We start from the raw sequence: 14,695 nt of genomic DNA, 5'->3' as shown, positions 1-14,695 counted from the left end.
AGCCAGAGCGAGTACCGCTCACAGATCGCGGCCAACGGTTTCAACTTCAAGCAGACCGGCGACAGCCAGAACCATCAGTTGCGGATCGAGCGGGTGATCTATCGCGACGCCCTGAGCAAGACTTCCCTCAACACTGGGCTGGCCTACCTGCGCAGCAACAACTTCATCGAAGACAGCAAACTGGCCCTGAGCAGCAATCGCCTGAGCGAAGCGCAGTTCGGTATCAACCACGGCCGCCGGGTGGGCAGTGCCTTCGTCAACCTGGACCTGGGCATGCAACAAGGGATCGGCGCCTTCGATGCCCAGGCCAACCACGACCCGGCACCCGGCCAGGCTGACGCCCGCTATCGCAAATACACCGCCACGGTCAGCTATTTGCAACCGTTCAAATTGTGGGACGAGTCTTTCAGCTTCAGCAGCTTGATGACCGGCCAGCGCAGCGAAGACGTGCTGTTCAGCCCGCAGCGCATGAGCCTGGGCGGAGAGTCTTCGATTCGTGGCTACAAGGACCAGTCGTTGGCTGGTGACAACGGTGGCTACTGGCGCAACGACTTGCGCTGGAGCCGCCCGGTGACCCTGGAATGGCTGCGTCCGGTATTTGCCGAATACGGCACCAGCCTGGGATATGACCAGGGCGTGATCAGCGGGACCCGCTACAACGGCGATCAGCACGGGCGCATGTCGAGCAACTCGCTGGAACTGTTCGCCCGTGGGCAGCACCTCACCACCAGCGTCACCTTCGCCCACTCCCTGGAACGCCCGGATGCGCTGACCGAGCGTGAAGCGCCGATCTATTTCCGCGTTGATCTATCCATTTAATTCTGTTGCAACGAGACCTGATCATGGACGACCGCCAATACGCCTTGCTGGCCCGCCAACCTTCTGCTGCCCTGCAAAACCGCGAACGGTTCTGCGGCATGCCCAAGCGCGGCCTGGCGTTCCTGCTGGCCAACGTCATGTTCTGGCAACCGATGTGGGCCCAGGCCGACGGTATCGTCGTCAGTGCGCCGGGCACCAGCCTCGGCCAGGCGGGCAATGGCGTGCCCATCGTCAACATCGCGCGCCCCAACGGTAATGGTCTGTCCCACAACCAGTTCACGGACTACAACGTCGGCAGCAACGGCGTCATCCTCAACAACGCCACGTCCCGCACCCAGTCCACGCAACTGGGCGGTATCATCCTCGGCAACCCGAACCTCAACGGCGCGGCCGCCACCACCATCCTCAACGAAGTCAACGGCGGCAGCCCGAGCCAGTTACGTGGCTACACCGAGGTGGCGGGGCAGTCGGCCCACGTCATCGTCGCCAACCCCTACGGCATCACCTGTAACGGCTGCGGCTTCATCAACACCCCCCAGGCAACTTTGACCACCGGCAAACCGGTGGTGGAAAACGGCCAGGTGAGTCGCTATCAGGTCGACCAGGGTAGCGTCACCGTCGAAGGCGCGGGCCTCAACGCCAACAACGTCGACCGCTTCGAAATCATCACCCGCAGCGCCAAGATCAACGCCGAGATCCAGGCCAAGAACCTGACCATCGTCGCCGGTCGCAACGACGTCGATGCCGCCAGCCTCAATTCCACCGCCCGCGCCGACGATGGCAGCACCAAACCGCAACTGGCCATCGACTCCTCGGCCCTGGGCGGCATGTACGCGGGCGCCATCAAGCTGGTGGGTACCGAGGCCGGTGTCGGCGTGAAGCTGGACGGTAAATTGATCGCCAGCGGTGGCGATATCCAGCTCGACGCCAACGGCCATCTGAGCCTGGCCGACACCTCAGCCACCGGCGCGGTCACCGCCAAGGCCGCCAGCGCCAACGTGCAAGGGGCGGTCTACGGTGCCAGCGTCAACATGCAAACCAGCGGCGCACTGGATGTGCAGCAGAACATCGCCGCCCGTGACCGGATCAGCTTGAGCAGCGGCGGGCAGTTGACCAACAACGGCGTCATCGAAGCTGGGGTCAATGCGGACAACACTCGCAATGCAGGGGGCGATGTCAGCCTCACCGCGCAGAATCTCAACAACAGCGGCAAGAGCGTGATCGCCAGCCGCAACCTGACGGCCAATGTGGCGCAAACCCTGAACAACCAGGGCGGGACTTTGAGTGCTGGGCAGGCCAGCACGGTCAAAACCGGAACCCTGGATAACCGGAACAGCGGTCGGGTACTGAGCAACAAAACGCTGACCGTGACCGCCGACACACTCTTGAACACCCAAGGCGTCGTCAGCAGCAATGGCAACCTCACGGCCACTGTCGGGCAGTTGAATAACCACGCCGGCGAAGTCTCCAGCGCCGCGACCACCCAGCTCACCGGTAGCACCCTGGATAACAGCGACGGCCAGCTCACTGGCGACGTGGCACTGAACATCGGTTTGATCGGTGCCCTGAACAACCAGAACGGCGTGCTGGGTTCCGGTGCGATGCTGACGGTCACTGCTGCCAGTCTGGACAATACCCTAGGGGGAAGTCTGGTCAGCGACGGTAGTCTGACGGCGCGTATCGGAGGTCTGTTCGATAACCGGCAAGGTAGCGTCGGGGCGAAAGGCGTCGTTGATGTGCAGTCCGCTCGCCTGGACAACCGGGGCGGCAGCCTGACCGGCAACGACCGCTTGACCCTGCGCAGCGATACCCTGGACAACCGCGCCGGCAAAGTCCGTTCCGCCAAGGACATGCAACTGACAGTCGTCGAGCTCGACAACCGTCAACAAGGCTTGCTCAGCAGTCAGGCGGCGCTGCGCGTGGATGGCACGCAACTGAATAACGCCGGCGGCCTGCTCAGCGCCGGCGGCCCGGTGCGCCTGGAAACCACTGGCGTTGATAACACCGGCGGGCGTATTTCCAGCAAGACCGACCTCACCGCAAACGTCGCCCAACTGACCAACCAAGGTGGTGAACTGGTTGCCCAGGGTTTGCTGACCGTCAGCGGCCAGAGCCTGGATAACCGCAACGGCGGTCTGGTAGGCGCGACAAAAGCGCTGAAACTCGACGTCGATGCCGTGGACAACCGTGGCGGGGAGATTTCCAGTTCGCTCGGCATCGACATCGACGGCCAGCGCCTGGACAACAGCGACAACGGCAAGGTCCTGGCTGGCACCGACCTGGGCCTGAAAGTAGCGGCGATCATCAACCAGACCAAGGGCCTTCTGTTCAGCACCGGCACCAGCACCGTCACCGGACAAAGCCTGGACAACAGCGGCGGCAGCCTCGTCGCCCGCCAAGGCCTGGACATTCGTCTCGACAACGCCTTGACCAACATTGCCGGCCTGATCAGCAGCGAAGGCACACTGACGGCCAATACCGGCAGCCTCGACAACACCGACGGCAGTCTCACCGGTGTCGGCGCGTTGGCACTCACCACCGTCGGCGCCCTGGTCAACCAGGGTGGTTCCATCACCACCGATGCCGGCCTTACCGTCACCAGCCAGAGCCTGAACAACCAGCAAAACGGCTTGCTCAGCGCCAAAGGCGCGACTCGCGTCACCACCGGCACTTTCGACAACACCCAGGGTGGGTATCTGGTCAGCGGCGACACCCTCGACCTGACCGCCAGCCAAGTCAGCAACGGCGCTGCCAGTCGTATTGCCAGTGACAAGGCACTGACCGCCAGTGTCAGCGGTTTCGATCAGCAGGGCGGTGAGCTGTTCAGCAAGACCTCCTTGAACCTGGACCTGAACCACGGCCAGTTAAACAACCTCAAGGGCGTAATCACCGCGCCGGTTCTGGTGCTGAAGAACCTCAAGAACGTCGACAACCGGGGCGGCGAAATCTCCAGTGCCCAGGCATTCACCCTGGCCGCGCAAAACCTGGACAACGGTGACGGCAAACTCATCAGCAACCAGGCCCTGACCCTGCGCATCGATCAAGTGCTCAACAGCGTCAAGGGGCTGATTTCCGCGCAATCCCTCGACAGCCACAGCGCTAGTTTGGACAGCACCGGTGGCCTGATCAGCAGTCGTGGCGCGCTAGTCCTGAGTGTGGACGGGCAATTGCTCAATCGCGATGCTGCCGTGATCGCCGATGGTGATCTGCACATCGAGGCCGCGAGCCTGGACAACACGGCCGGTCAGATTGCCGGCAAAGCCGCCGTTACGGCCGATGTCGCCAGCGTCAACAACCAGGGCGGCCAGATGATCGCCCTCGGCAGCCTGACCCTTACCGGCACGTCGCTGGACAACCGCCACGCTGGGTTGGTCGGCGCCACCGACGCGCTGACCCTGAAGGTCGATTCGATCGATAATCGTGGTGGTGAACTCTCGGGTCAGGCAGACATTTCCCTGATCGGCAATGCTCTGGACAACAGTGATGGCGGCCAGGTGCTCGCCAGCGGCGCATTGGCCTTGACGGTGAAGGACGTCCTCAACCGCGCCAAGGGTCAGTTGTCGGGCAAGACTGGCCTGAGCCTGACGGGCAAGACGCTGGATAACAGCGGCGGTTTGGTGTTGAGCCAGAAAGACCTTACCGTCGACCTGTCCGGCGACATGAATAGCACCCAGGGTGTACTGAGTGCCGAAGGCGCGTTGACGCTGACGGCGGCCAGCCTCACCAACACCCTGGGCAGCGTCTCCAGTGCCGGCGCCCTGGGACTCAAGCTCGACAATGCCTTGCTCAACCAGGGCGGCGAGATCGTCACCGACGCCGGCCTCACGGTCAAAAGCGCCAGCCTCGACAACCGCAATAGTGGCACCATCAGCGGCAAGCAAGGCGTGCTGGTCGAGACCGGCGCGTTCGACAACAGCCAGTCCGGCCGCCTGACCAGCGCTGCCAGCCTCGACCTGACCACGCAAAAACTGACCAACCAGAACGGCGGCCGCATCGCCAGCAACGGCGCACTGACCGTCAGCGTCACCGATCTGGACCAGCAGGGCGGTCAACTCTTCAGCAACACGGCCCTGACCCTGGACCTCAACCAGGGCCAGTTGAACAACCAGAACGGCCTGATCAACGCACCGCTGCTGATGCTCAAGAACCTCAAGGGCGTCAACAACGACGGTGGCGAGATCTCCAGCGCCCAGGCGTTCACCCTGGCCGCGCAAAGCCTGGACAACGACAGCGGCAAACTGCTGAGCAACCAGGCCCTGACCCTGCGCATCGATAACGCCCTGACCAACCTCAAGGGCCTGATCGCCGCGGCTGCGCTGGACGTCGAAGCCGCGAGCCTGAACAACAGCGGTGGCACCCTGACCAGCCGCGCCAACCTCGACCTGGCCCTCAGCGGCCAGTTGAACAACCAGGGCAACGGGCTGATCAGCGCCACCGATGCCTTGACCGTCACCACCAGCGGCCTGAACAACCAGCAAGGCTCGTTGCTCGGTAGTGCCATCGCCATCGACTTCGGCGCCGCCACCGGCGACCTCAACAACAGCGCCGGCCTCATCACCACCGCCGGCACGCTCAGCCTCAAGCACCTACGGGACTTGAATAACCAACACGGCGAGATTTCCAGCAGCCAGAGCCTGGACCTGAGCGCCCGCGACCTGGACAACAGCGCCGGCCAACTGATCAGCAACGGCGTGCTGACCCTGGGCGCCCGCGACGTCATCAACCAAGGTGGTCTGCTGTCCGGCTTCAAGGGCCTGGGCCTGACCGCTGCAAGTCTGGACAACCGCAACAGCGGCACCCTGTCGAGCCGCGACGAGGACGTCAGCGCCACCCTCAGCGGGGCGCTGCTCAACGGCAATGCCGGCGCACTGGTCGGCAAGAAACAACTGACCGTCAGCGCCGCCAGCCTGGACAACGGCGGCGGCATCCTCTCCAGCGGTGGCGACCAGACCCTGACCGTCAGCGGCGGTCTGCTCAACAACGCCCAGGGCGGCTTGATCGACAGCGGCAATGCCCTGGTCATCAACGCCATGACCCTCGGCAACGCCGGCGGCACCATCAACGCCCAGAATGCCCTGAGCTTCACCGGCACCGGCCTGGACAACACCGGCGGCCAGTTGATCGGCAACGCCGCCGTGACCCTCGACCTGCTCGGCGCCCTGACCAACACCGACGGCAAACTCGCCAGCGCCGGCCCGCTGCGGGTCGAGCGCGCCACGCAGATCACCAACCAGGGCGGACAGATCGCCAGCCAGGGCCTGCTGACCTTGCTCACCGCTGGCCTGGACAACCGCAATCGCGGCACCGTCGCGGCCAATGATCAACTCACTTTGACTTCCAGCGGCACGGTACAGAACGACGCCGACGGCCTGATCTACAGCCAGAACGGCGCCGTGCAGATCGACGCCGCCAGCCTCACCAACGGCAAGGGCACCGTGCAGAGCCAGGGCGCCATGACCCTGACCGTCACCAACGACCTCGACAACCAGAGCGGTCGCCTCCAGGCCAAGGCCGGCGACCTGATGGTCGTCGCCCGCAACCTGGACAACCGTGGCGGCGTGCTCGCCAGCCTGCAGGGTTTGCTCACCACCCAACTCAGCGGCGTGCTGAAAAACGGCTACGACCTGAACAACAACCGCCAGGGCGGCATCACCCAGGCCCAGCGCCTGAACCTGATCGCCCTGGGCGGCCTCGACAACTACGGTGGACGCCTCTCGGCGCAAACCGGCGACGCCACCGTTACCACCCGCAACTTCGACAACCGCAACGGTGGGCTCTACGCAAAGGGCAAGGTCAGCGTTACCGCCAACGATTTCGACAACAGCGGCGACAACGACGGGCAGATTGCGGGTAGTCAGATCGATCTGAACCTCACCGGTGCGTTGAACAACCGCCTGGGCATCATCGAGAGTGACAGCACCCTTGCGATCAAGGCGGCGAGCCTGGATAACCAGACGGGGCAGTTGCGGGCGTTGGGTGTCGGTGGCAAGACCGAGTTCCAGATCGGTGGGCTGTTCGATAACCGCAACGGTACCTTGGAAACCGCCAACACCGACCTCACGCTGGGCGCCGCCAGCTTCCTCAACACTGCTGGCAGCCTGCTGCACGTGGGCACCGGCACGTTCGACATCTCCACAGCAAATCTCATCGCCGCCGGCGGCACGCTCGTCACCCGTGGCGGCCTGACCATCAGCACCGACACGTGGAGCAACAGCGGCGTCATCCAGGCCGGGCGCCTGAACGTCAACGTCAACAACTTCACCCAGACCGCAAGTGGTCAACTGCTGGCCTCCGACAGCTTCACCGGTAGCGGGGTCAACTGGTTCAACGAAGGCCTGCTTGCCAGTAATGGCAGCGTGAACATCGACCTGAGCGGCGCTTACTGGGGCGCTGGTCGCCTGAGCAGCCAGGGCTCCCTGGGGCTTGGCGCCGCGCAAGTGAGCCTGAACAGCGTCAACTCCAGCATCGCTGGCGGTGGCAACACCACCGTCAACGTCAGTGGACAACTGGATAACGCCGGTCGGCTGACCTCCGCCGCCAACCTGGTGGTCAACGCCGGTGGGGTGAACAATTTCGGGACGTTGGGCAGCGCTCAGGGGCTGACCGTCACGACCGGTTTACTGACGAACAATCAAGGGTTGATCTTCAGCGGCGCCGACATGGGCCTGCGGGTCGACACGCTGAACAACCTCGACGCCAATATTTACAGCCTGGGCAACCTCACCGTTGACCGCAACGGCCAGGGCGCGCTGGCGAGCAGCATCCTCAACCGGTCCGGCTCGATCCAAAGCGACGCCAGCATGAGCCTGGCGGCCAGCACGATCCAAAACATCCGGACCTTGCTGACCGTAGGCAACGGCGGTATCTACACCGCCAAAATCTACGAAATCGCTTGTATCGAGGGCTATAACGCCGGGGATTGCAGCGGCAAGCAGAACCATGTCTGGGAGTTGCTGCAACGCGAAAAAACCGAAGTCACCGCAGCCAGCGCGGCTTCTAGTATTACAGCGGGTGGCAACCTGACCCTGCGTGGCGGCGATCTGCTGAACCAGAGCAGCACCATTGCCAGTGGCGGCAACCTGACCGCGTCACTGGCCAACCTGACCAACAGCGGCGTCGAAACCGGCGAGACACAAACCACCCGAGTATTCCGTTCCGAACGAGTGAGCGGTGCCGGTGCCTGGTACACCGCGGCCAGCAACTTCACCAATAAGTACTGGTATGAAAGCGCTGGCTATAACGTCAATAACCTCAGTGGCCTTGAAGCGGGTATCGCCAGTTTCATCGGCATGACGGAAGCCGAGCTGAACCTGGGCAAGACCACCCAACTCGCCGGCGGCGACCAAAGCTACGCAGCCGTAATCCAGGCCGGTGGCGCGGTCAACATCTCGACCCAGAACAACATCGACAACAGCGTCGTACGCCCGGGCTACAGCTACATTGGTAGCGGCCCACGCACCAGCACGGCGGCGGCAGGCAGCCAATACTCGACCCGCATCACCCTCAATCAACAACTGCCCCCCAACCTGGCGCAACAGCAGGTCAACCCGGTCGCCTTGCCCGGTTTCAGCCTGCCCACCGGCCAGAACGGCCTGTTCCGCCTGAGCGGGCAGGGTAGTAGCACGCCGGCCGCCAGCGGCCCGCAGAGCTGGACCCTGAGTAGCGCGAGCCTGACGACGGCCCAGCGCCAACAGGTACTGCCCACCGGCCAGGCGCGGAATCCTGATGTAGGGAACATCACCCAACCCACCGCCAGCAGTCTCGACCTGAGCGTCGATGACAGCCAAACCGCCAACATCGCCAACCAGGCCAGCAGCCTCGACACCAGCACCTCGGGCGCTACCGTGACAGGCACCTTGCCCGGCCGTAGCGCCGACTTCACGCTCAACCGTGTCCAGGGCCTGCCCACCAGCACTGTGGCGGCCAACCCGCACAAATACCTGATCGAAACCAACCCGGTGCTTACCGACCTCAAGAGTTTCATGAGCTCGGACTACCTGCTGCAGAACCTCGGCTACGACCCGGACCAGAGCGCCAAGCGCCTGGGCGACGGCCTCTACGAGCAGACCCTGATCCAGCAAGCCGTGGTCGCCCGCACCGGCCAACGCTTCATCGACGGCCAGACCTCCAACGAGGACATGTTCAAGTACCTGATGAACAACGCCATCGCCAGCAAACAGGAACTCAACCTGGCGCTGGGCGTAAGCCTCACCTCCGAACAAGTCGCGGCCCTGACCCACGACATCGTCTGGATGGAAAACGCCGAGGTCAACGGCGAGCAAGTCCTGGTACCGGTGCTGTACCTGGCCAACGCCAACAATCGCCTCGCGGCCAACGGCGCGTTGATCCAGGGCAGCGACGTAACCCTGATCGCCGGCAAGGATCTGAACAACGCCGGCACCCTGCGCGCCAGCAACAACCTGTCGGCCAAAGCCACCAATGACCTGGTCAACAGCGGCCTGGTGGAAGCTGGTAACCGCCTTGACCTGCTGGCGGGCAACAACCTCGTCAACAAGGCCGGCGGCATCATCGCCGGACGCGACGTCACGCTTACCGCCACCAACGGCGATATGATCAACGAACGCACCGTCACCACCCACGAAAGCGACAGCGGTTACCGCAGCGAACGCACCGACTTCATCGACAGCGCCGCCCGCATCGAAGCCGCCAACAACCTGACCATCAACGCCGGGCGTGACATCAACAATGTCGGTGGGGTGCTGAAGAGCGGTGCCGACACAACCCTGAGCGCCACCCGCGATGTCAACCTCACCTCGGCCGAACGCGTCGCCAGTGGGACCCGCGGTCTGCATCGTGATGAAGACATCAAGCAATACGGCTCCAGCCTGGACATCGGTCGCGACCTGACGGCGAAGGCAGGGCGTGATCTGACGGCGGTTGCCAGCCAGATCGATGCCAAGCGCGATATCAGCATGAGCGCGGTGGGTGATCTGACGTTGGCGTCGGCGGCGGATGAGCAGCATTCGTATGGGAAGACCAAGAAGGTTACGGCTCAGGAAGACCATGTGAGTCAGGTGTCCACCAGCGTGACGGCGGGTGGGAATGTGGCGCTCAGTGCCGGGAAGGATCTGGAGTTGATTGCCAGCAAGGTCAATGCTGGGGATGAAGCCTATCTGGTGGCGGGCGCGAACCTGGTGCTGCAATCGGCCGAGGACTCGGACTACAGCTTCTATAGCAAGACCAAGAAGTCGTCTTCCGGGAAGAAATTCCGGCTTGATGAGACCAGTTCCGTAACCAACGTGGCCAGTTCGGTGACGTCCGGTGGCAACAATGTGTTGAGCGCCGGCAATGACCTGACGATCAAGGGCAGTAACGTCACGTCGGAAAAAGGCAGTGTTGGCCTGGGTGCCGGCAACGACGTGGAAATTCTCGCGGTCACCGATTCCAACAGCGCACGGCACGAGCGCAAACAAAGCAAAAGCAGCTGGGGTGGCTTGAAGTCGAGCAAGGTCCAGGACCAGTTGACCGAAACCCAGACCACCGCCGTCGGCAGCATGATCTCGGGCGACACCATCGCCGTCGTTGCCAAACGCGATGCCACTGTCACCGGCTCGGCATTGGTCAGCACCGACGACCTCACGATACGTGCGGGACGTGACCTGACCATCGACGCGGCAGAAAACACCTTTTCCCGCACCCAAATGCACAAGGAGAAAAATCGCGACCTGACGGGTGTATTGACGGGTAACAACCTGGGCCTCGATGACATCACCGGCAACCAGCACCTGTCGATCAGTAACCAGAAACACAACGGCACGGCGTCACAAACCACGTTAACCGGCAGCACCATCGGTTCCAGCAAAGGCAACGTCAGCCTCGTGGCGGGTGGCGACCTCAACGTCATCGCCAGTGACTTGGTCAGCACCAAGGACATGAGCCTGCGTGGCTCGAATGTCACCATCGCAGCGGGCATGGAAACGGCGACGCAAAGCACCGTCGACAAGGCCAACAGCCTGGCGGTTGGTCGTGTCGTCGGTGGTGCGATCATCGATACGGTCAACACTATTCGCTCCTCCGTCGAGGCCGCGAAGGATACGGATGATCCTCGCCTCAAAGCGGTGAAACTCGCCCAGGCAGCCTTGGCGGCCTACAACCTCGGCGGTATGACGGAAGACGCGAATGCCCAGAAAACCGGCTTCGCCGATAAACAGGGCGGCACTGCGAGCAACGGTTCGCTGATCAAAATCGGCACCGAACTCGCCAGCACCCACAGCAAAAGCACCAGCGACTACGCCAGCCAAACCGCCAAGCAAAGCACCCTCAATGCGGGCAGCACCTTATCCATCATTGCCAATGGCAATGCGGCGGCAAACGATGGTGATCTCCACGTTATCGGCAGCAGCATCAAGGCGGGCAACACGTCGTTGCTTGCCAGTAACAACATCATCCTGGAGAGCGCGCAAAACACCGCCGATTGGTCCAACCACAACAGCAATAACAAAACCGCCATTGGTGCCAGCTTCAACATCGGCCAGCAAAACGGCTTCACCCTGGACCTGGGCGCCCAGCTCGCAAAAGGCATGGGCAACGGCAGCTCCGTCACCCAGGTCAACAGCACGGTGAACACCGGTTCGCTGTTGCTGCGCAGTGGTGGCGACACGACGTTGGCAGGGGCTCAGGTCCATGCCGACGAAATCAAGGCGCTGGTCGACGGCAACCTCAACATCGTCTCCCGTCAGGACACCCAGGACCAGAAGAGCAAACAAAGCAGCGGCGGTTTCGGCGCCAGCATCTGCATTCCACCGTTCTGCTACGGCACACCTGTCGCGGCCTCGGCAAACGTGGCTGCGGGCAACATGAACAGTGAATACAAAGCGGTTACGGACCAGACCGGTCTCTTCGCCGGCAAGGGCGGCTATACGGTCGATGTCGGCAAGACCACCACCCTCGAAGGCGGTGTGATCGCCAGCGATGCTTCGGTCGACAAGAACACGCTGATCACCGACCGGCTCATCGCCACCGATATCAAGAACGTCAGCGAAATCCACGCCCAATCCGCAGGTGCCAGCATCTCGGGCAGCTATAGCGGCGCCGGCGCTTCAGCCTCGATGGGTGGGTTGTACGGGATCTCCCTCAGTGAGTCGGATAAGAGCCACACGCGTAGTGCCGTGAGCGAAGGCACGATCATCGTTCGCAATCCGGAAGGTGCGAAAGATGTGGTCGGGTTGAACCGCGACACGGCGAATGCCAACGAGAAGCTTGATAAGCCTGATGAAGAGGCAATGAAAGATCGAATCGAGCTGGTGAAAAGCTCGGTGGAGTTGGTGAAGGGCGTAGGTGACGCAATTGCTGCGGCGAAGATTGAGGAAGCTAAGAATTCCAATAGTGAAACATTCAAAGCCGCACGGCAAAAGTTGCTCGATAACGGCGTCGTTAACCCAAGTGATGAGCAAGTCTTCAAGCAGGCTCAAAGTGATTATGGCGTTGGCAGTAGTTTCCAAAAAGCCAGCCAGGCAGTCACAGCCATCGTTCAAGGACTGGTGGGTGGAAGTATTGGCGGTGCTATAGGGGGCGCAGCTGCGCCTTATCTGGCGCAAACGGTCAAGGACATGACCGATGGGGATACAACAGCCAACTTAATGGCTCATGCGGTTTTGGGGGCTGTGATCGCGAGAGCTGGCGGTAACTCGGCTTTAGCGGGCGCAACGGGGGCTGTTGCTGCCGAGGTGACCGCACGCCTGATCCGGAACGAGCTCTATGCTGGAGTGAGCGACGAAGAGCTGACACAAGAGCAGAAACAAACCATTTCTGCGTTAGCCACATTAGCTGGAGGTATTGGCGGAGCAGTTACGGGCAAGGATGCTCTGTCCGCCGTGGCATCTGCTCAGATCGGGAAGAATGCGGTAGAGAACAACTTCCTGAGTCCCGCTGATCAGACGTTACTGGACAAACTAAGGCAGCAGAGGTTGAGCGGCGATACTCGCGTCTCGGTTGCCAAGAAACTGGTCGAGCTAGATAGGTTGGATCAGATTTCCAACGCATTGCTGGAACGTTATCGTCTGCACAGCGACACGATGTCCGAGGCTGACAAGGCACAGCTCAACGCCTACCTGCAGGAGTACACCTACGCATTGATAAATGCTTATGGCCCAGAAGCGGCACAAGCAAAAATCAACGCGATGACTCGGAGCGGGCCATTAAAACAAAGCGATACCGTCGCCTATGCTAGCTACGGAGCGGATAAGCAAGCTTCATTGGATAGGCTGTACCCGGGCGGAATCATTGATCAGATGGGGCGCCCATTAAGCCAGAACGAGCAGCTTTATCTTGATTCACTTGGCACTCTGCGTATCAACCAGGATTACCAAGCGCTTGCTGACGTAGGGACCCCGGCTCTGTACCTGATGAGCGGCAGCCTGGGCGCGGGCATCCGTCTGCTCGCTGCCGAAAGTGGGGCGCTTCAGATCGCGTATGGTGGGGTACAGGCCTATCAAGGAGATGCGTGGGCGGCCGCTGGCAATATTGTGATGGGGGCTCTGAACGTTGTAAGTTCGGGGGTCGCCGGGGGGGTGAAAGGGGCGGGAGTTGGGGGAGCGGTAAAAGAAACCGGTACCCTTACAAGTGGGGCAAAAGGAGGCTCTTCAGAAACAGTTCCCTACTTCAGGGTTGAGGGAGGTGGGTCCGGAACACAAACCAGCCAATACCGCATCAGTGCAAATGATGATGGAACCATCAGCATCAATCCTGGGTGCACGGGCCAACTTTGTGTGAGCGTAGGTAATGCTGACCATTCCATTTACTATTTGACGAACAGACGGCCTGATGGTTCTGTAGTGGTCTTCGACGTTGATGCGGCTCTTCACAAGGAAATTATGGACCGGGTAATCCCTCAGCGGCCCGTTGTTGGTATTCCGAAAGATCCTGATGCGCCGAAGAGGGTAGACAAAGGCCAGCCCGGTTACTCCCTTGAGCTGCCAAAAATGTGGGAGTCGTTACTCGAAAAACACTCGAGTAACGCTCGTGTTTATACACAAGAGGAATTTTTCAAGGAGTTTAAGCAATGACGGTGAGTCAATCAGTGTTTGAGGATCTTTGGGGAGGGGAGAAAAGTGTCTGCTTTTTCGTGCACTCCGGAAAGTGTTATTGGGTTGTGGATGAGAAGTACAATTTTTCTCTTGATGCAGAGAAAGACTATCGCGCCTATCTTGAAGATGGCGAAATAACCAAAGAGCAATATGAGCAGTCTTGCAGAAGTTTCAGAGGTGGCATTCTGAAAATGACGGCGGAAAATTTCCCACAGTATTTGAAAAATTCAAGTGGAAAGATTTTATCTCCAAGTGATTTAAGTGATTTTATAGGCGCGGATTTCGAGGTTTTTGAAAAGATTGAATATTATTTTTTAACCGGTGAAGGTTTGACCCAAGATTTGTTTAAGCGTGCCAATGTAATTCATTCCAGATTTCCTAGGTTCTACATAAATTTTGACAGAAAAATTTTTATGCACATGGATGACGCGCGTGTTCATGAAAGTCTGGCTTATCCAGACTGGATCGCTGAATGCTTTGATTTTAGCTTTTTGATTCCGGCTAGCGAGCGGTATTGGGTGGTGGCGGGAAATGACTATTGGAAACTTCGGTTTGTATAAGCGAGAAGGTGCATCCTTATTAGGGTGGGTCACGATTGTTTGGATTAAAGTCAGCTATTTTTCAGAAGCGGGGGCAGACCAAGTTTTCAAGTTCGGTCTTCCATCTGGGGTAATTAGGTCTTGGTAGTTAATAATTTGCTGCATAAATCGCATTTATGATCGGGCGTCGAGTTTGGCTGGATGCTTACGGCGACCGGGGAATTACCCAGTTTTATAGCTAGAAAACGTGGTCTGTCCTCGTTTTCCACTGTAGGGTTTAAAGGCGGGCCT

3 protein-coding genes are annotated in these 14,695 nt (G+C 60.5%); all 3 read left to right on the top strand.

What is annotated here, in order from left to right:
- On the top strand, positions 1-819 hold an 819-nt coding region (locus tag ACODTO_RS27310; protein ID WP_489107336.1), incomplete at its 5' end, for a ShlB/FhaC/HecB family hemolysin secretion/activation protein.
- A 23-nt stretch (positions 820-842) separates the two neighbouring features.
- Positions 843-13,844 (top strand): two-partner secretion domain-containing protein, encoded by a 13,002-nt coding sequence (locus ACODTO_RS27305; protein WP_489107335.1) that lies wholly within the window; start codon positions 843-845, stop codon positions 13,842-13,844.
- Positions 13,841-14,425 carry a hypothetical protein gene (locus ACODTO_RS27300; protein ID WP_489107334.1) on the top strand — a complete coding sequence of 195 codons (585 nt, stop codon included), beginning with the start codon at positions 13,841-13,843 and terminating at the stop codon, positions 14,423-14,425. The genes ACODTO_RS27305 and ACODTO_RS27300 overlap by 4 nt, the downstream gene beginning before the upstream one ends.
- Positions 14,426-14,695 lie beyond the last annotated feature (270 nt).

This window comes from Pseudomonas sp. FG13 (genome assembly GCF_057809755.1).
This window is presented reverse-complemented; position numbering and strand designations above follow the sequence as displayed.

Excerpts from the sequence above, each read along its gene's own strand:
- ACODTO_RS27305 (WP_489107335.1), top strand. The coding sequence starts at position 843 with ATGGACGACCGCCAATACGCCTTGCTGGCCCGCCAACCTTCTGCTGCC.
- ACODTO_RS27300 (WP_489107334.1), top strand. The coding sequence starts at position 13,841 with ATGACGGTGAGTCAATCAGTGTTTGAGGATCTTTGGGGAGGGGAGAAA.